Here is a 17,696-nt window from a genome sequence, read left to right on the forward strand (position 1 = left end):
CGCGCGTCCTGCTCCGCCGCGCGGGCCACGACGACGCGCGTCGCGGTGCCCGCCCCCCGGGGTCCGTGCCGGGTACGGTGCTCAGACCGCCGGCAGCGTGGAGGTGTCGATGACGAAGCGGTAGCGCACGTCGGAGGCCACGACGCGCTCCCACGCCTCGTTGACCTGCTCGGCGCTGATGACCTCGACCTGCGCGGCGATGCCGTGCTCGGCGCAGAAGTCCAGCATCTCCTGGGTCTCGGCGATGCCGCCGATGTTGGAGCCGGTCAGGCTGCGGCGTGCGGGGATCAGCGAGAACGCGCGCACCGACATCGGGTTCTCCGGGGCGCCGACCTCGACGAGCGTGCCGTTGCGGCGCAGCAGGCCCATGTAGGCGTCGAGGTCCAGGTTCGCGGAGACCGTGTTGATGATGAGGTCGAAGGAACCGCGCAGCTGCTCGAACGTGTCGGGGTCGGAGGTGGCGTGGTAGGCGTGCGCGCCCAGGCGCAGGCCGTCCTCCTGCTTCTTCAGCGACTGCGACAGCACGGTGACCTCGCAGCCCTTGGCGGCGGCGATCTGCACGGCCATGTGGCCCAGGCCGCCGAGGCCGATGACGGCCACCTTCGTGCCCTCGCCGGCGTTCCAGTGGTTCAGCGGGGAGTAGGTGGTGATGCCCGCGCACAGCAGCGGGGCCGCGACGTCCAGCTCCAGGCCGTCGGGGATGCGCAGGACGAAGTCCTCGTCCACGACGACCTGCTGGGAGTAGCCGCCGGCGGTGGGCCGGCCGTCGGCGGGGTCGGTGCCGCCGTAGGTGCCGACCATGCCCTGCACGGTGCCGTTGCCGGTGCAGTACTGCTCCTCGCCGTCGCGGCAGGCCTCGCACTCGCGGCAGGAGTTCACCATGCAGCCCACGCCGACGCGGTCGCCGACGGCGTGCTTGGTGACCTCGGAGCCGACCTCGGCGACGACGCCGGCGATCTCGTGGCCGACGACGATGGGCCAGCTCACCGGGCCCCACTCGCCGCGGGCGGTGTGGATGTCGGAGTGGCAGATGCCGGCGAACTTGATCTCGATGCGCACGTCCTTGGGGCCGACGTCGCGGCGCTCGACGGTGGTGGGCGCGAGCGGCTCGGTGGCCGAGGGGGCGGCGTAGGCGCTGACGGTGGTGGTCACGTGTCCTCCGTGTCGATCGTGCGGGGTTCGTCCCCGGGTGGCCCGGGGCGCTCCCGGGCGGACCCGGGCGGTCGGGGTGGTCGGGCGGTACCGCTCAGACGGGCAGCGTGCCGCCCGCGGGCGCGGCGTGCCGGTCGACCTCGGCGAGCTCGGCCGCCTCGAGGTCCGAGCCGGCGAGGGCGTCGAGGTTCGCGTCGAGCTGGGCGACGCTGCTGGCCCCGACGAGGGCGGTGGTGGTCCGAGCGTCGCGCAGCACCCAGCGCAGCGCCAGCTGGGCCAGGCTCTGCCCGCGGGCGGCGGCCACGCGGTTGAGCGCGCGGGCGCGCTCGACGACGTCCTCGGTGACGTCGTCGGTGGACAGGTACGCGCTGCGGGTGGCGCGCGAGCCCTCCGGGACGCCGTCGAGGTAGCGGTCGGTGAGCCGGCCCTGCGCCAGCGGGGAGAACACCGCCAGCCCGGCGCCGGCGCGCTCGACGGCCTCGGCCAGCGCGCCCTCGGGGCGGCGGTCGAACATCGAGTACCGCGGCTGCACCAGGGTCAGCGGGGTGCCCAGCTGCCGCAGCAGGTCCGCGACGCGGGTGACGTCCTCGGGCGAGTAGTTCGAGACGCCCACGTACAGCGCCTTGCCGGCGCGCACGGCGGCGTCCAGGGCACCGGCGGTCTCCTCCAGCGGCGTGTCGACGTCGCGGCGGTGGTGGTAGAAGACGTCCACGTACTCCAGGCCGGTGCGGCGCAGGGACGCGTCCAGGGAGGCGGTGAGGTACTTGCGCGAGCCGCCGTCGCCGTAGGGGCCGGGCCACATGTCGTACCCGGCCTTGGTGGCCACGACGATCTCGTCGCGGTACGGGGCCAGGTCCGAGCGCAGCACCCGGCCGAAGGTCTCCTCGGCCGAGCCGTAGGGCGGGCCGTAGTTGTTGGCCAGGTCGACGTGCGTCACGCCCCGGTCGAAGGCGCGGCGCAGCACGGCGCGGGCCACCTCCAGCGGGCGGTCCTCGCCGAAGTTCTGCCACAGGCCCAGCGAGACGGGCGGCAGCAGCAGGCCGCTGCGCCCGGCGCGGCGGTAGGGCACGTCGCGGTAGCGGTCCGGGTCGGGGCGCCAGGAGCGGTCGGCGCGGTCCTCGGTGATCACGGTTCCTCCGGGCGGTTCGGTGCGCGGCGCGCGGGAGCGCGCCGCGGGGCGGGGACGGTGGGTCGGGACGGGGGCGCGGGTCAGTCCCGCGCCCGCTGCGGGGCCGGCAGCGCGCGCTCGGGACCGGGACCGGGACCGGGACCGGCCCAGCTGAGCAGCAGGCCCAGCGCCTCGGCCGAGGCGCCGCCGGGTTCGGCGGTCCACGTCAGCAGGGTCTGCTCGCGGGCCCCGGGCAGGTGCAGCGTCTCCACGTCCAGGTCCAGCCGGCCGACGAGGGGGTGCTGCAGGCGGTGGGTGGCGTGGTCGCGGGTGCGCACGCGCTGGCTGGCCCACCAGCGGGCGAAGTCGGCGCTGACGACGCTGAGCTCGCCGACGAGCTCGGCCACCGCCCGGTCGCACGCGTCGCGCCCGACGTGCCGGTGCAGGCCGGCCACGGCGTCGGAGGCGACGTCCTCCCAGTCCAGGAACAGCGAGCGCGCGGCGGGGTCGGTGCACAGCCAGCGCACCCAGTTGCGCTCCTTCGCCGGCAGCGCCTGCGGGTCCAGCAGCAGGGCGCGGGCGGGGGCGTTGGCGGCCAGGACCTCCGAGCGCGGGCCGAGGGCCAGCGCGGGCACGCCGGTCATGGCGTCGAGCAGGCGGTGCACCCCGGGACGCACCCGCGGCACCTCCTGGCTCGTGCCGCCCGGGCGCGCGGTGGTGCCGACGAGGTCGCGCAGGTGGTCCAGCTCGTCCTCGTCCAGGCGCAGCGCGGCGCCGACGGCGCGCAGGACCGACTCGGAGACGTTCATGGCGCGCCCCTGCTCCAGGCGCGTGTAGTAGGCCACGCTGACGCCGGCGAGGGAGGCGACCTCCTCGCGGCGCAGGCCGTCGACGCGGCGCGGGCCCGGCGCGGGCGGCAGCCCGACGTCCTCCGGGCGCACCGTCGAGCGGCGCACCCGCAGGAAGTCGCGCACGGCGAGGTCACGTCCCACGTCCTCCAGTATTCAACGGCCCGGGGCACCGACCGGGGCCCAGCGTGACCCTGCGGGTGTCAGGGAGGCGGGCGGGACGGTGTCAGGGGTGCGCCGTGGGCCCCGCCGCGCCTGGCCGGGGCGCCGGGACGCACCTACCGTCGTCACCATGAGACGCACCGTGCGCAGCGCCGCGCCCGCCGCCGTGACCACCGCCCTGACCGCCCTCCTGCTGGCACCCCCGGCGAGCGCCGCCGCCGCCCCCGCAGGCCCCGCCGAGCGGCCCGCGAGCGGCCCGGCGGCCGCCGACGGGGACCGGGGCGGGTGGCAGCGCTGGGACGGCTCCCCCGGCGGCTCCCCCGACGGCGACCGGGGCGGGTGGGGGCGCTGGGGCGGCTCCCCCGGCGGCCCGCCCGGCGAGCGGGGCGGCTGGGGCTGCTGGTGGGGCGGCGGCTGCCCGGACCTGCCCGAGACCGTCCCGCTGCCCACGGGCTCGCTGCCGGAGGGGATCACCGAGGGGTGGGGCACCACCTTCTACGCCGGCTCGCGCGCCGACGGCAGCGTCGTGCGCGGGGACCTGCGCACCGGCGCGAGCAGCGAGCTGGTCCCCGGCGTCCCCGGCCGCGTGGCCGTGGGGGTGCGCTACGACCGGTGGAACGACCGGCTGTGGGTCGCCGGCGGCGCGACCGGGGCGGTGACCGCCTACGACGGCACCACCGGCGCCGAGCTGGGCCGGTGGGTGGTGCCCGGCAGCGGCTTCCTCAACGACGTCGAGGTCACCCGCGAGGGGGTCTTCGTCACCGACTCGGCCGTGCAGCGGCTCGTGGTGGTCCCGCTGGGCGCCGACGGCGCGCTGCCGGCGGCCGACGGCGCCAGGACCCTGCCGATCACCGGGGACCTGGTCTACGGGGAGGGCTTCAACGCCAACGGCGTGCGCGCGTACCGCGGCGCGCTGGTGGTGACCCAGAGCAGCACCGGCGACCTGTTCCGCGTCGACCCGGTCACCGGGGTCAGCGACCGGATCGAGGTCGCCGGGCGGGACCTGACCGCCGGCGACGGCCTCGTGCTGCGCGGGCGCACCCTGCACGTGGTGTACGGCTTCTCCACCGACTCCGCGGCCGTGGTGCGCCTGTCGCCCGACGGCCGCAGCGGCGAGGTCGTGGGCGAGGTGAGCGACCCCGACCTGGACCGCCCCACCACGGGCGTGCTGGCCGCCGGTGCGCTGTGGCTGGTCAACGGCCGGTTCGCGGTGGCCGACCCCGCCGCGGCGGAGTACCAGGTCGTGCGGGTGGACCTGCGCTGAGGCGGACCCGCGGGCCGGCGACCTCCCGCCGCCGGCCCGCGGGGCGCGCGCTCAGCAGGCGGCGACCAGCTCCCAGCCGCCCGTGGCCGTCTCGCGCAGCGAGACGACGTTGAAGCTGCTGGTGGCGCCGAGGCTGTCGCGGCTGCCGCGGGCGTAGGCGCGCCCGTACAGGCTCACCGCGCGGTCGGCCTCGACGTGGTCGCGGGTGCTGTCGCGCACGCACTGGCTCGGGTCGGTCGGCTCCGGGGTGGGGGTGGGGCCGGGGGCGGGGGTGCCGGCGGCGCGCACGAGGCCGGCGGCGAACTGCGCCCCGGCGGTGGTGGAGCCGTTGGTGTTGTAGCTGAGGTGGCCGCCGGTGCCGGTCTTGGGGGCGCTGCCGCAGACGCTGTCGCTGCTGTTGCAGTAGTCCTTGGACCGGGGCCCGTAGGTGGAGCTGGCGGTGGCGATGGTGCGCCCGGACAGCCCCAGCGGGTTGCCGAACACCACGACGGCCGCGACCCGGTCGGCGAGCTCGGCGGGGACCGGGGTGCCGGTGGTGGTGCCGGTGCGGATGCCGACGGCGATGTCGGTCACGGTCGCGCCCTGCGAGTAGCCGCCCAGGACGAAGAGCGTGGAGGGGCAGCTGGCGGCCACCTCGCGCACGTGCGCGCTCATGTCGGTCGCGCCGGGGCCGGCGCTGCTCTGGGAGGTGTTGGCGGCGTAGTCGACCGCGTAGGACGTCACGGTGCGGTCGGGCAGCTGGCCGGTCAGCGCGCTGACGAACGGGCGGCCCACCACGCCCAGGCCGGGGGTCTCGCCGGTGCCGCGGGCGAAGACGACCTCCACGTCGGAGCAGGCGGCGGCGGCCGGCGCGGCGCCGGCGATCAGCCCGCCCCCCGCGGCGACGGTCGCGGCGGCGGCGGCCAGGAGGCGGCGGGTCGAGGCGCGGTCCACGGGTTTCTCCCTGCGTGACGTCGAGCACCGGCGGTGGGGCACCCCGGCTGCGGGCTCGTTCCTGCGAGGCCGCGCAGAGCATGCCGTGCACCCCGCGCCCCGCGCAAGGTTGCCCGGGCTTCTCACCGTGCGAGAACGGCGCTGCCGCTCCGCCCGCGCGGTGCGGTGGGCTGCTGCCGGGTGCCCGTCCGGCGCACCCGCACGACGAGCTGGGGAGGGACTCATGGCTGAGGGAACGCGCGTCGCGGTCGTCACGGGGGCGGCGCGGGGCATCGGGCGGGGCATCGCGGAGCGGCTGGGCCGGGACGGCCTGCACGTCGTGGTGGCCGACCTGCCGTCGGCGAAGGCGGGGGTCGACGAGACCGTGCAGGCGATCACCGGCGCCGGCGGGCTCGCCTCGGGCGCGGAGGTCGACGTCACCGACGAGGAGTCCACCGAGGCGCTGGTGCGCACCGCCGTCGAGGCCGGCGGCCGGCTGGACGTGTTCGTCGCCAACGCCGGCATCGCCCAGGTGGAGGAGCTGCTGGAGTACGACGCGGAGGACTTCCAGCGCATCTTCGACGTCAACGTCAAGGGCGTGTTCCTCTCCTACCGCGCGGCCGCGCGGCGGTTCATCGCCCAGGGCGGCGGGGGGAAGATCATCGGCGCGGCCTCGATCGTGGCGTTCCGGCCGTTCGCGATGCTGGGGCCGTACTCGGCGACGAAGTGGGCGGTGCGCGGGCTGACGCAGGCCGCGGCGATGGAGTGGGCCGAGCACGGCATCACCGTCAACGCCTACGGCCCCGGCATCGTGGGCACCGCGATGTGGGACCTCATCGACGAGAAGCTCGCCGCCAAGCAGGGCCTGGCCAAGGGGCAGGCGCTGGAGCAGAACGCGCGCTCGATCCTGCTGGGCCGGGTCTCGGTGCCCGACGACGTCGCCAAGATGGTCTCGTACCTGGCCTCGCCGGACTCCGACTACGTCACCGGGCAGACGCTGCTCGTCGACGGCGGCATCCAGTTCTCCTGAACCCCGCGCGCACCGGCGCGCGAGCGGGGCCGGGGGGTGCGGGTCGCCCGGCCCCGCGGGTGCGCCCTCAGCGGGGGCGGCGGTGGTGGCGCGCGACCTCGGCGGCGCAGCCGCGCAGCAGCCGCTCCACCTCCCGCTCGCGCGCGGCGTCCGCGCGCGCGCTCTCCAGCACCACGGCCAGCGCGGAGACCACCCGCCCGGCGCCGTCGCGCACCCCCACCGCCACCGACGTGGTGCCGGCGAGGAACTCCCCGCGCTCGGTCGCCGCCCCCGAGGCGGCGACCGGGGCGAGCCCGGCGGCCGGCGCCGCGCCGTGCCGGCGCAGGAAACCCGCCGCCTCGGCCGGGTCCATCGCCGCCAGCAGCACCCGGCCGAACGCGGTGGCGTGCGGGGCGCGGTGGGAGCCGAACCGCACCGGCGCCGGGCACGGGTGCCCGGCGCAGTCCGCGACGTGGGCGACCACGACGTCGTCGCCGCGCAGCACGGCCAGCAGCGCGGGGGCGCCGGCGCGCTCGTGCAGCGCGCCGAGCAGCCCGCGCACCACCGCCGGCACCCCCACCTGCCGGTGCAGGCAGGAACCCAGCCGGCCCAGCTCGTCGCCCAGCTCGAACCGGCTCTGCTCGCGCAGGTGCACCAGGTAGCGCTCGCGGGTGAGCACCTGCAGCAGCCGGTACGTCGTGGGCAGCGGGCAGTCCAGCAGCTCGGAGACCTCCCTGGCGCTGGCGCCGCCGCGGGCGGCGACCACGTCGAGGATCGCCAGCGCGCGGTCCAGCGTGCGCACGCTGCCCGCGGCGGCGGTCACGGCAGCAGGATCGCCCGCGTGCCCGGCAGGCGGCCGCCGTCCAGGTCGTCCAGCGCCTCCAGCGCGGAGCCGAGCGGGTACTCCCGCGTGGAGAGGGTCACCAGCCCGCGCGCGGCCAGCGCCATGAGCTCGCGCAGGTCGGAGTAGGAGCCGACGAGGTTGCCGACGACGCGGATCTCCCGGCTGATGAGGTCGATGGTGGGCACCTCGACCTTCCCGCCGTAGCCGATGACGTGGTAGCTGCCGGCGTCGCGGGTCATCGCCACGCCCTGCGCCTCGGTGCCGTGCTCGCCGACGAAGTCGAGCACCACCTCCGCGCCGGCGCCGTCGGTGAGGTCGAGGACCTGCTCGACGACGTCGTCGCCGGCCAGGACGGTGCGGTGCGCGCCCAGCGCGCTCGCCCGGGCGAGCACGTCGGCGGAGCGGTCGACGACGACGACCTCCGCGGGGGTCATCGCCAGCAGGCACTGCAGGCCGATGTGGCCCAGCCCGCCGGCGCCGACGACGACGGCGCGCGCGGTGGCGGGCAGTTCCGGCACGGCCCTGCGCACCGCGTGGTGCGCGGTCAGCCCGGCGTCCGCCAGCGCGGCCACCGCCTTCGGCTCCAGCCCCTCCGCGAGCTTGACCACCGAGCGCGCGCCCGTGCGCAGGAGCTCCGCCATGCCGCCGTCGCGGTCGATGCCGGGGAAGGCGTTGTTCGCGCAGTGCACGTCGTCGCCGCGCCGGCACGCCGGGCACAGCCCGCAGGTGACCAGCGGGTGCAGGACCACCTTGTCGCCCACCGCGACGTTCGTGACGGCGGCGCCGACGTCCACGACGGTGCCGGCGTTCTCGTGGCCCAGGACGTACGGCAGCGCGACGCCGGACTTCTGCGCCCACTGCCCCTCCAGGACGTGCAGGTCGGTGCGGCACACCCCGGCCGCGTCGACGTGCACGAGCACGTCGAGCGGGCCCTCGATCCCGGGTTCGGGGACGTCGTCGATGGACGCGGGCTTGCCGTACTCGTGGACCCGTACCGCCTTCATGCGCTGGCCTCCGTGGTGTCGTGCGGTCGCGTGGTGAGCAGCTGGACGGGCACCGGTCCGGCGCCCTCGGCGCGCGGCGCCTGGTCGGCCCCGGAACCGGGGTAGCGGGTGCGCAGCAGGCCGCGGCAGAAGTGCGCGTTGCCGTCGACGGAGACGCGCACCGAGCGCGCCCGGCGCACGCGCAGCGGGACCTGCTCGCGCGGGACGGGGCGCCCGTCGTCGTCCAGCAGCACGGGTGCGCCCGGCTCGTCGGGCAGGCCCAGGGCTGCGCGGCGCCGGCGCAGCGCGGCGGTGGTGCCGTCGTCGGGCAGATCGGCCAGCACGACCCCGCCGAGGTCCTCCTCGCGCAGCCCCGGCCGAGCGCGCAGCAGCGCCGTCAGGGCGCGTTCGGCCGCGGCCGTGTGGGCCTTGCGCCGGAACGTGGCGCGCAGCTCGTCGAGGCTGTCCAGGGCCTCGTGCCGGAACGTGCCGCGGTACCCGGCGTCGGCGGCCAGGCCCGCGTTGATCAGGTCGGAGTCGTGGTGGTCGTCCAGCTCGACGACCACCTCCTCCGCGCCGGGCAGCGCGCTCAGGGCGTCCTTGGCGTCGGAGGCCATGAGGTAGGCGAAGTTCGGCGAGCAGAACGAGGTGGGCAGGCGCAGGTGCACCTCCACGGCGCCGTCGGGACCGAGGTCCACCGAGCGCACGAAACCCAGGTCGGTGATCGGCTCGTCGAGCTCGGGGTCCACGACGGTGCCCAGCGCGGCGGTGACGTCCGCGCGCGCCAGCGCCGCGCGCGCGCCGGCCCGCTCGCCGGCGCGCTCGGTGGCCCGCTCGGTGGTGGCCGTCATCACGCCACCGCCACGGCCTGCGGCTGCGCCAGCGCCGGCGGGTTCGCCACCTGCAGGTGCTCGGGCACGGGGACGTCGTACATGGCCGCGGCGTTCAGGCCGAGGATCTTCTTCTTCTGCTCCACCGTCAGCGGGGCGTACTCGGTCATGTCCTCGGGGATCTGGAAGTCCACGAACGTCTCGACCAGCCACTTCGGCGTCCAGAGCGCGTAGTCGCTGGAGAACTGGATGCGGTTCTCGTCCAGCCAGTACAGCAGCTCGCCGATGATCTGCGCGAAGTAGCGCGGGCGGGTGTGCATGAACGGGATCGCCACCGCCAGGCCCGCGTGCACGTTGGGTTCCTGGGTGGCGATCCAGCAGAAGTCCTCCAGCCGCGGCAGGCCGCAGTGCTCCACGACGAAGTTCACGTCGGGGAAGTCGGTGGCGACGTGGTCGACGTCGGCGACGTCGAACGCGTCGCGGTCCAGCGGCCGGATCGTGGGGCCCTTGTGGACGTGGACGTTGCGGATGCCGACCTCGCGCGCCACCTCCAGGTAGCGGTACGTCTGCGGGTCGGAGAGCTTGTAGCCGCGCGAGTCCCCGTGCCAGTCGGCGGTGTAGAGCTTCACGCCCTTGAGGTGCATGCGCTCGGCGTCCTCGCGCAGCCGGTCCAGGCCGCGCTCGCCGTCGCGCGGGTCGAAGTAGTGGTTGTACGTCAGCTTGTCGGGGTGGGCGCGGGCCAGCGCGAGCGCCTCCTCCGTCTGCCCGAACCCGTTGACGTAGAACTCCCCCAGCCGGGCCGGCTGGAACACCGCGTGGTCGACGTACCCGTCGGTGAACAGGTCCTTCATCAGGCGCTCACCGCCCTGGTAGAGGTACTCCTCGTAGCTCCACAGCTCGCTGTCGGGGCTGAGGTTGCGGTGGTAGTCGTAGAAGCAGTCGATGAACTGCTTGCCGTGCACGTTGCGCTGGTTGGCGGGCCTGGCGTCCCACAGCGCCACGTGCGCGTCGACGATGAAGTAGTCCACGCCGTCCTTGCTGTACATGCGGCCTCCTCGCGCGCCGGGGGCCTCGTCGCCCCGTGCGGCGACGGTAGGCAGCGGCGCACCGGCGCGGAAGGCGCCGGGTGTCTCACTTTGAGACGCGCGGAGCCCCCGCGCGGGCCGCGGGCCGCCTACCCTGGCCGGACGCGACGGTGCGTGAGGTCCGGGAGGTCCGGGAGGTCGGGCGTGGCAGGTGCGGAACCCGCGGTCGCCGGGACGGTGCAGGCCTCCTGGCGCCGCTGCGAGCGCTACGGCGTCTCGGAGCAGGAGGTCGAGCCGGTCTTCACCGGCGCCCTGGACACCGGCTCCCTGTTCTACGCGTGCGGGCAGGAGGTGCTGCGCTCGCTGCACCAGACCCTCTCCGGCGAGCCGGTCAGCCTGATGATCACCGACAGCGAGGGGCTGGTGCTGCTGCGCCTGCACCCCGACGACGGGATGCGCCGCTCGCTGGACGCGGTGCACCTGGCGCCCGGCTTCTCCTACGCCGAGCAGCACGCCGGCACCAACGGCCTGGGCCTGGCGCTGGCCGACCGCCGCCCCGCGCTGGTGCGCGGGCGCGAGCACTGGTGCGAGGCCCTGAAGCGGTACACGTGCGCGGCCGCCCCCGTGCTCGACCCGCTCACCGGCGCGCTGGCCGGCAGCATCAACCTCACCACCTGGTCGCAGGCCTCCTCCGGCCTGCTGCTGGCGCTGGCGCAGTCCTCGGCGAGCAACACCAGCGCGCTCATGCGGGCGCGCGCCGGCGGGGCGCCGGTGCGCACGGCCCCGCGCGGGCACGTCTTCCACGTGCAGGTCGAGCACGGCGGCGACGGGCACGAGGAGGTGTGCTCCTCCCCGGCGTGGACGGCCGCGGTGGCCGCCGCGGGCGAGGAGGTGGCCCGCGGCCGGGTGCTGGCGCTGGTCGGCGAGCCCGGCTCGGGGCGCGCGACGCTGGCGGCGCTGGCCCACCGCCGCGGCGGGCGCCGGCACCGGGTGCTGCGCGCCCGGGTGCCCGGCGTGGACGACGTGCCCGCGTGGGTGCGGCTGTGGACCCCGCACCTGGGCGCGGACGGCACCACCGTGGTCGTCTCCGGCGCCGAGGACCTGCCGGCGTGGGCCGTGGACGAGCTCGCCACGGCGCTGGCCGGCGCGCGGCGCACCGACGGGCACCCCCAGCCCTTCGCGCTCGTCGCCGACGACCTCGGCCGGCTGCCCGCCGCCCTGGCCGGGCTGGTGGACGCCGTGGTGGAGGCCCCGCCGCTGCGCGCGCGCCCCGAGGACGTCCCGGCGCTGGCCGCCGCGTTCGCCCGGCGCGGCGGGCACCGGTCGGTGACGTGCACGCCGGCGGCGGTGCGGGCCCTGCGCGCGCACGCCTGGCCCGGCAACGTGCGCCGGCTCCGGGAGGTGGTCGAGGCGGCCGCCGCCCGCACCGACGTGGTGGACGTGCAGCACCTGCCGGCGGAGGTGTTCACCCGCGGCACCCGCGTGCTCGGCCGGCTGGAGGCGCTGGAGCGCGACGAGATCGTGCGCGCCCTCACCGAGCCCGGCACCAGCGTGGCGCGCGCCGCCGAGCGCCTGGGCGTCTCGCGCGCCACCGTCTACCGCAAGGTCGCCCAGTACGACATCGCCCTGCCCCGCTGAGGCGCCACCGGGTTTCCGGTGCGTGAACTCTCGGCGCACGACCGGCACCGGGCTTCCGCGGACGCCGACGGCGACGCACCCTGGGAGGAGCTGTCGAGCAGGGCGCAGCCGCCGGGCGCAGCCGCGCCCGGAACGGGTTCCGTGCGAGGGAGGACCGGCGTGATCGAACCGCGCATCGTGCAGCGTCTGCGGGACGCGGCGGAGGACCACCGCGTGCACCCGGAGACCCCGGTGCACCTGACGGTGCAGCTGGTCGACGGGCGCAGCGTGACCGGGACCCCGCTGGCCGTGGAGGACGGCGCCGTGTGGCTGCGCACGGCGCAGGAGGAGGACGGCGCACCGCTGGAGCTGGAGTCCGTGCTGGACCTGCGCGACGCCGGGGCGACGGCGGCCGAGGGGGTCACCGCGGCCTGAGGGTCGCGCAGCACCCCCGCGGGCGGGCCCTGCGGGGCTACCGTGGGCACGGCCCGGCACCGCCGTCGCGAGGAGCCCGTCGTGCACCGCTCCCGGTACCGCCTCCCCCCGATCGGCGCCGCGCTGTGCGCGGCCCTCGTCGCCTGCGGCGGGGGCGGGCCGGGAGGGGCGCAGGCGCCCTCGCCGTCGGCCCCGCCGCCCGCCCCGTCGTCGCCCGCCCCGGGCACCGCGACCGGGCGGGCGCCCGGCGAGCAGGACGTGGTCTTCGTCCAGCGGATGGTCCTGCACCACCGCGGGGCGGTGGACCTGGCCGACACCGCCGTCGCCCGGGCCTCCAGCGCGCAGGTGCGCGAGCTCGCCGCCTCGATCTCCGCCGCGCGGGCGCCGCAGGTCGAGGAGATGACGTCCTGGCTCGACGCCCGCGGCGAGCCCGTCCCCGCCGGCTCGTCGATGGGGGGCGAGGACCCGGCGGACCCGGCGGACCCGGCGGCGGCCGGCACCTCGAACCTGGAGGAGGTGCAGGAGCTGGAGGGGGCGACGGGCGCGGGGTTCGACCGCGCGTTCCTGCGGCTGGTGGTCGCGCACCACGAGGCGGGGGTCGCGGCGGCGGCCGCCGAGCGCACCGGGGGCACGGACCCCTGGGCGGTCGAGCTGGCCTCCCGGATCGAGCGGGAGGAGTCCGCCGAGGCGCAGCGCGCGCGCGACCTGCTGGGCACCCTCGGCGGGTGAGGCCGCCGGCGCGGCCTACTGGATGCGGACGCCCGCCCCGCGCATCCGCTTCTTCGCCCGCTGCACGGACTCCTTGAAGGCGCGCTGCACCTTCACGCCGCGGCGCCGGAACCCCAGCACGTCCATCGCCGCGTCGAGCACCGCGGCGTCCTGCGCGCTCGTGCCCAGCTGCGCGTACGCGAGCGCCACGGCCGCGTCGACGGCCTCCGCGGGCGTCTGGTCCACGTTCGGGTGCACGCCGCCGAGGCCGGCGGTGAAGCCGTCGACGGCCGCCCGCGCGGCGGCCGCGGTGCCCAGCCCCGCGGGCGGTTCGGGGGCGTCGAGCTCGGGGGCGGCGGGTTCGGCCTCCGGTTCCGCCCCTCCCCCGGTCTCCGGGGCCTGCGGGGCCTCGACCGGTGCCGTGCGCTCGCGGGCCAGGCGCTCGGCCTCCTCGCGCGCTGCACGCCCGGCCTCCTCGCGCGCGAGCCGCTCGGCCTCCTGGCGCTCGGCCTCCTCACGGGCGAGGCGTTCCGCCTCCTCGCGAGCGGCCTGCTCGCGCGCGAGACGCTCGGCCTCCTGCCGCTCCGCCTCCTCGCGAGCCAGGCGCTCCGCTTCGTCACGGGCGAGACGCTCGGCCTCCTCCCGCGCAGCCTGCTCCCGCGCGAGACGCTCGGCCTCCTGGCGCTCGGCCTCCTCACGGGCGAGGCGTTCCGCCTCCTCGCGAGCGGCCTGCTCCCGCGCGAGCCGCTCCGCCTCCTCGCGAGCCAGGCGCTCAGCTTCCTCCCGCGTAGCTTGCTCCCGCGCGAGACGCTCAGCCTCCTGGCGCTCAGCCTCCTGGCGCTCAGCCTCCTGGCGCTCAGCCTCCTGGCGCTCAGCCTCCTGGCGCTCAGCCTCCTGGCGCTCAGCCTCCTGGCGCTCAGCCTCCTGGCGCTCAGCCTCCTCGCGAGCGGCCTCCTCGCGAGCGGCCTCCTCACGGGCGAGCTGCTCGGCCCGCTCGCGGGCCTGGCGCTCGGCCTCCTCACGAGCGACCCGGTCCGCCTCCTCACGAGCGACCCGGTCCGCCTCCTCACGAGCAGCCTGCTCCCGCGCGAGGCGCTCCGCCTCCTCGCGAGCCAGGCGCTCGGCCTCCTCGCGCGCGAGGCGCTCGGCCTCCTGCTCGGTGCGCCGCCACGCCTCGACGACGCGCTGCACCTCCCCGCGCGGGTCGCGGAACCACGCGGTGCTCCACACCCGGTGCACGGCGAGCCCGGCCCGCCGCAGCTGCTCGGGGCGGGCGCTCTCGCGGTCGCGCGCGGTGGGCAGGGCGCGCCAGGGGGCGCCGTCGAGGTCGACGGCGAGCGCGGGCCCGTCGCCGCCGGGCTCGCGGGCCACGAGCAGGTCGACGGGGTACCCGGCCACCTCGGTGCCGGTGCTGACGGGCAGGCCGGCGGCGCGCAGGGCGGTGGCGACGGTCTCGCGCAGGGCGGCGGTGGGGGCGTGCTCGGGCGCCGCGGGCCAGCGCAGCTCGAGCGGGACGAGGGCCGCGGCGAGGGCGCTCCACGCGGAGCCGTCACCGGTGCCGGTGCCCTCGGCGGTGCCGACGGCGACGACCTGGCGGGCGCGGCGGGCCAGGGCGAGCACGTCCTCGGCGGGGCGGCGCTGCACCTCGTCGACGACGAGGACGTCGAACTCCTCGTCCCCGGCGAGCCCGGTGACGCCCGTGACGACGTGGACGCGCGGCGCGGCGGCGGGGTCGGCGAGGGCGGCGCGCAGGCGGTGGGCGGCGGCCAGGCGGCGGCGGGCGTCCACGTCGCGGAACGCGTCGGCCAGCTCGCCGGGCGCGCCGGCGCCCAGCAGGCCGGTGACGGCCGTCTCGGCGGACGCGCGCAGCCAGGTGGCGCGCACGAGGCGGGCGACCTCCTCCTCGCCGGCCCCCGCGGGCACGGCGGCGGCCAGCTCGTCCAGCCCCTCCTCGCCCACGCGCCGGCGCCGGCGCCGGTCGGCCAGCGCGGCGCGCACCGCGGCGGCGCGCCCGCTCAGGTCGGGCAGGTCGGCGAGGACGACGTCGGCGGGGTCGCCCGGCAGCGGCAGACCGGCCGCGGCGGCCGCGGCGAGCAGGCGGCGGGCGGTCTCGACCCGGGGCGCCAGGTCGGGCGCGCCGGGCCAGGCGCGCAGCGGGCCGGCGGCGCGGGCGGACCACTGCGCGCGCAGGTCCTGCAGGGCCTCGACGTCGCGCAGGCCGAACTGCCCGTCGTGGCGCAGGCCGGCCAGGCGCTTGACCTCGCGGCGCCGGGTGCGCTCCTCGGCGCTGAGGAAGGAGCGCTGCTGCTGGGTGAGGACGGCGCGCACCTGGTCCAGGTCGGCGGTCAGGGCCAGCGGGATGTAGGTGCGCGCGGCGGTCTCGGCGCGCTCGAGCAGCGGCAGGGCCGCCGCGGCGTCGGCGAGGGTGCGCAGCGGCTGCCAGCTCAGCTCGCCCGCCAGCCGGTCGGTCAGCTCGCCGAGCGCGGTGAGGGCGGCGGGCAGCCGGTCCAGGGCGTCGAGCAGGCCGTCGGCGTCCTCGCCGGGCACGTCGGGCACGGCGGGCACCGGTGCGGCGGGGGCGGGGCGGGCGGTGTCGCGCAGCAGGGCGGTGACGTCGGCGCGGCGCTGCTCGTCCCAGCGCTCGGCGCCGGGCAGCAGGGGCGGGTGCAGGTGCCCGGCGCGCAGCGCGCTCAGCTCGGCGAGGGCCTCGAAGGGGGTGGGCCCGCCGCCGGCGGGGCGGGCGTGCAGGGCCTCGGCGTGCTGCTGCAGGCGGGCGCTCAGCTCCGCCCAGCGGTCCTGCCCGGCCTCCCCGGGGACGCCGCTCCCGCCGGCCGCGCCGAGCCCGTCCCCGCCGGGCGCGTCAGCGGGGTCCGCGCCGCCGGTCAGCGCGCCGAGGCCGAGCCGCTCCAGCTCGGCGCGCACCGCGCCGGAGGTGCCGGGCCCGCTCAGGTGCACCACGCGCCGCCCGCGCCCGGCCAGGGCGGCGAGCAGGCCCGCGACGAGGGCGGCGGCGCCGCCGGCCGGGTCGGCGGGGGCGTCGACCAGGACCGGCTCGCCGGCCAGGGCGGCGGCGAGCGCGCGGCCGTGCGCGGAGGTGGCGGTCGCGGGCAGCGGCTCGGGGCCCTCGCCGCCGTCCACGGGCGGGGCGGCGGTCCGCCCGCGCAGCGCGGCGGCCGCGGCGCCGTCCCCAGCCAGGGCGGCCAGCAGCTCGGGGTGCAGCTCGGGACCTCGCTCGGTGCTCACGGGGGCAACGTACCGACCCCGGCGCCGGCGGGCCGCGTCAGCGCACCGGGTGCGTGAGCCGGCGCACCCACGGGCTCGCCAGCGCCAGCAGCACCCCGAGCGCGACGGCGGTGCCGCCCAGCACCCCGAAGTAGCCGTGCTCGGCCTCGGGCGAGTAGTACCCGGCCAGCGTCCCGGACAGCGCGGTGCCCAGCGCGGTGGACAGGAAGAACAGCGCCACCAGCTGCGCCCGGAACGCCGCGGGCGCCAGCTTGGTGGTGACCGAGAGCCCCACGGGCGACAGCGACAGCTCGGCCAGGGTGAAGACGAGCAGGATGCCGACCAGGCCCGCCAGGGGGGCGCTGCCCGGGCCGCCGCCGGCCATCGGCAGGAACAGCAGGAACGCCACGCCCATCAGGGCGGTGCCCAGGGCGAACTTCACGGGCGTGGAGGGCTGGCGCGGGCCGAGCCTGGTCCACAGCGCCGCGAACACCGGGGCGAGCAGGACGATGAACACCGGGTTGACCGACTGCACCCACGCCACCGGCACCTGCCAGCCCAGGACCGAGCGGTCCAGGCGCTGGTCGGAGTACACCGCCACCACGGTGAACTGCTGCTGGAACAGCGCCCAGAACGCGACGCTGGACAGGAACAGCGGCACGAAGCCCAGCACCCGGCGCCGCTCGGCGGCGGTGGTGCGCGCGCTGCCCAGCACGAGGGCGAACAGGGCCACCGAGGCGGCGACCGTCAGGGCCACGACGAGCTCGTCCAGGCGCTCGGCGGTCACCACGCCGAGCAGGCACAGCACGGCCAGCACCGCCGCGGCGGCGAGGGCGCCCAGCGCGGTGCGCCGTCCCCGCCCGGCGGGCAGCGGGTCCGGGACGCTGCGCGCGTGCGCGGGCAGGTGGCGCCGGCCCGCGGCGTACTGCACCAGGCCGGCGGCCATGCCCAGCGCGGCCAGGCCGAAGCCCCAGTGGAAGCCGGCGGTGTCGCGCAGCAGGCCGGTCAGCAGCGGGCCGACGAGGCCGCCGAGGTTGATGCCGAGGTAGAACAGCGAGAAGCCCGCGTCGCGCCGCTCGTCGCCCTCGGCGTAGAGGGTCCCGACGAGGGTGGTGGCGTTGGCCTTGACGCCGCCGCTGCCCAGGGCGACGAGCACCAGGCCGACGCCGACGCCGGCCACCCCGGGCAGCACCGCCAGCGCGACGTGCCCGGCCAGGACGACGACGCCGCCGGCGAAGAGCACCCGCTCGGGGCCCAGGACGCGGTCGGCCAGCCAGGCGCCGACCACGGTGGAGAGGTAGACGGTCCCGCCGTAGGCGCCGACGACGCTGGTGGCGGTGCCCTGGTCCAGCCCGAGGCCGCCGCGGGCCACGGAGTGGTACAGGTAGATCAGCAGGATGCCCTGCATCCCGTAGAAGGAGAAGCGCTCCCACGCCTCCACGCCGAACAGGTTCGCCAGCGCGCGCGGCTGGCCGAGGAAGCCGCGGTCGGTGCGCGGCCGCTGCAGCACACCGCTCACGCCGCGCACCCCCTCGCGGTGGTCCTCGCGGTGGTCGCGGACGTGCTCCGGGTCATGC

At 77.5% G+C, this 17,696-nt stretch carries 15 protein-coding genes; 5 read left to right on the forward strand and 10 right to left on the reverse strand.

Translation table 11 applies throughout. From position 1 onward, the window contains the following. Positions 1-81: 81 nt before the first annotated feature. From ACRYR7_RS02735 to ACRYR7_RS02745, 3 genes are all read right to left on the reverse strand, one after another. Positions 82-1,152: an NAD(P)-dependent alcohol dehydrogenase gene (locus tag ACRYR7_RS02735; protein ID WP_432570522.1), complete on the reverse strand. Its 1,071-nt coding sequence runs from the start codon at positions 1,150-1,152 to the stop codon at positions 82-84. A 94-nt stretch (positions 1,153-1,246) separates the two neighbouring features. Then, positions 1,247-2,281 (reverse strand): aldo/keto reductase, encoded by a 1,035-nt coding sequence (locus ACRYR7_RS02740; RefSeq protein ID WP_432570523.1) that lies wholly within the window; start codon positions 2,279-2,281, stop codon positions 1,247-1,249. 80 nt (positions 2,282-2,361) lie between these two features. Continuing rightward, positions 2,362-3,252: a helix-turn-helix transcriptional regulator gene (locus ACRYR7_RS02745; protein ID WP_432570524.1), complete on the reverse strand. Its 891-nt coding sequence runs from the start codon at positions 3,250-3,252 to the stop codon at positions 2,362-2,364. A 148-nt stretch (positions 3,253-3,400) separates the two neighbouring features. Between ACRYR7_RS02745 and ACRYR7_RS02750 the strand changes: the two genes are divergently transcribed. Beyond that, positions 3,401-4,534: an NHL repeat-containing protein gene (locus ACRYR7_RS02750; protein WP_432570525.1), complete on the forward strand. Its 1,134-nt coding sequence runs from the start codon at positions 3,401-3,403 to the stop codon at positions 4,532-4,534. A gap of 51 nt (positions 4,535-4,585) precedes the next feature. Here ACRYR7_RS02750 and ACRYR7_RS02755 read toward each other — a convergent pair whose 3' ends face one another. Next, positions 4,586-5,467 carry a cutinase family protein gene (locus ACRYR7_RS02755; protein WP_432570526.1) on the reverse strand — a complete coding sequence of 294 codons (882 nt, stop codon included), beginning with the start codon at positions 5,465-5,467 and terminating at the stop codon, positions 4,586-4,588. Between the two features lie 223 nt (positions 5,468-5,690). Between ACRYR7_RS02755 and ACRYR7_RS02760 the strand changes: the two genes are divergently transcribed. Further along, on the forward strand, positions 5,691-6,476 hold the full coding sequence (locus tag ACRYR7_RS02760) for an SDR family oxidoreductase (RefSeq protein WP_432570527.1): 786 nt from the start codon (positions 5,691-5,693) through the stop codon (positions 6,474-6,476). 67 nt (positions 6,477-6,543) lie between these two features. On the opposite strand, the gene ACRYR7_RS02765 is transcribed toward ACRYR7_RS02760, so the two are convergent. From ACRYR7_RS02765 to ACRYR7_RS02780, 4 genes are read right to left on the reverse strand one after another with little or no spacing between them, the layout of a single operon-like run. Beyond that, positions 6,544-7,278: an IclR family transcriptional regulator gene (locus ACRYR7_RS02765; protein ID WP_432570528.1), complete on the reverse strand. Its 735-nt coding sequence runs from the start codon at positions 7,276-7,278 to the stop codon at positions 6,544-6,546. After that, entirely contained in the window at positions 7,275-8,303 is a 1,029-nt protein-coding gene (locus ACRYR7_RS02770) for an NAD(P)-dependent alcohol dehydrogenase (protein WP_432570529.1), read from the reverse strand. Before ACRYR7_RS02770 ends, ACRYR7_RS02765 begins: the two co-directional genes overlap by 4 nt. Beyond that, positions 8,300-9,133, reverse strand: coding sequence for a metal-sulfur cluster assembly factor (locus ACRYR7_RS02775; protein ID WP_432570530.1), 834 nt, complete (start codon positions 9,131-9,133; stop codon positions 8,300-8,302). Before ACRYR7_RS02775 ends, ACRYR7_RS02770 begins: the two co-directional genes overlap by 4 nt. After that, positions 9,133-10,158, reverse strand: a complete 1,026-nt coding sequence (locus ACRYR7_RS02780; RefSeq protein WP_432570531.1) for an amidohydrolase family protein — start codon at positions 10,156-10,158, stop codon at positions 9,133-9,135. The genes ACRYR7_RS02775 and ACRYR7_RS02780 overlap by 1 nt, the downstream gene beginning before the upstream one ends. A gap of 183 nt (positions 10,159-10,341) precedes the next feature. Here ACRYR7_RS02780 and ACRYR7_RS02785 point away from each other — a divergent pair, with 183 nt between their 5' ends. The 3 genes from ACRYR7_RS02785 (at position 10,342) to ACRYR7_RS02795 (ending at position 12,918) form a co-directional block, all read left to right on the forward strand. Further along, positions 10,342-11,775, forward strand: a complete 1,434-nt coding sequence (locus ACRYR7_RS02785; protein WP_432570532.1) for an AAA-type ATPase lid domain-containing protein — start codon at positions 10,342-10,344, stop codon at positions 11,773-11,775. A 159-nt stretch (positions 11,776-11,934) separates the two neighbouring features. Then, positions 11,935-12,189, forward strand: coding sequence for a hypothetical protein (locus ACRYR7_RS02790; RefSeq protein ID WP_432570533.1), 255 nt, complete (start codon positions 11,935-11,937; stop codon positions 12,187-12,189). Between the two features lie 81 nt (positions 12,190-12,270). After that, the gene (locus tag ACRYR7_RS02795; protein WP_432570534.1) at positions 12,271-12,918 is read left to right on the forward strand and encodes a DUF305 domain-containing protein; all 648 of its coding nucleotides are present in this window, start codon (positions 12,271-12,273) and stop codon (positions 12,916-12,918) included. A 15-nt stretch (positions 12,919-12,933) separates the two neighbouring features. Here the strand turns inward: ACRYR7_RS02795 and ACRYR7_RS02800 are convergent, their stop codons facing one another. Together ACRYR7_RS02800 and ACRYR7_RS02805 are read right to left on the reverse strand one after the other, a co-directional pair. Further along, entirely contained in the window at positions 12,934-16,140 is a 3,207-nt protein-coding gene (locus tag ACRYR7_RS02800; RefSeq protein WP_432570535.1) for a hypothetical protein, read from the reverse strand. A 37-nt stretch (positions 16,141-16,177) separates the two neighbouring features. Beyond that, positions 16,178-17,638, reverse strand: a complete 1,461-nt coding sequence (locus tag ACRYR7_RS02805) for a peptide MFS transporter (RefSeq protein WP_432570536.1) — start codon at positions 17,636-17,638, stop codon at positions 16,178-16,180. Positions 17,639-17,696 lie beyond the last annotated feature (58 nt).

Origin of the sequence: Kineococcus gurbantunggutensis, assembly GCF_050871925.1 — a bacterium.
Classification (GTDB): domain Bacteria; phylum Actinomycetota; class Actinomycetes; order Actinomycetales; family Kineococcaceae; genus Kineococcus.

What these genes read in the sequence shown, in the direction of transcription:
- ACRYR7_RS02775 (WP_432570530.1), bottom strand. Translation starts at nt 9,133, where the DNA reads ATGACGGCCACCACCGAGCGGGCCACCGAGCGCGCCGGCGAGCGGGCC.
- ACRYR7_RS02760 (WP_432570527.1), top strand. Translation starts at nt 5,691, where the DNA reads ATGGCTGAGGGAACGCGCGTCGCGGTCGTCACGGGGGCGGCGCGGGGC.
- ACRYR7_RS02770 (WP_432570529.1), bottom strand. Translation starts at nt 8,303, where the DNA reads ATGAAGGCGGTACGGGTCCACGAGTACGGCAAGCCCGCGTCCATCGAC.
- ACRYR7_RS02750 (WP_432570525.1), top strand. Translation starts at nt 3,401, where the DNA reads ATGAGACGCACCGTGCGCAGCGCCGCGCCCGCCGCCGTGACCACCGCC.
- ACRYR7_RS02780 (WP_432570531.1), bottom strand. Translation starts at nt 10,158, where the DNA reads ATGTACAGCAAGGACGGCGTGGACTACTTCATCGTCGACGCGCACGTG.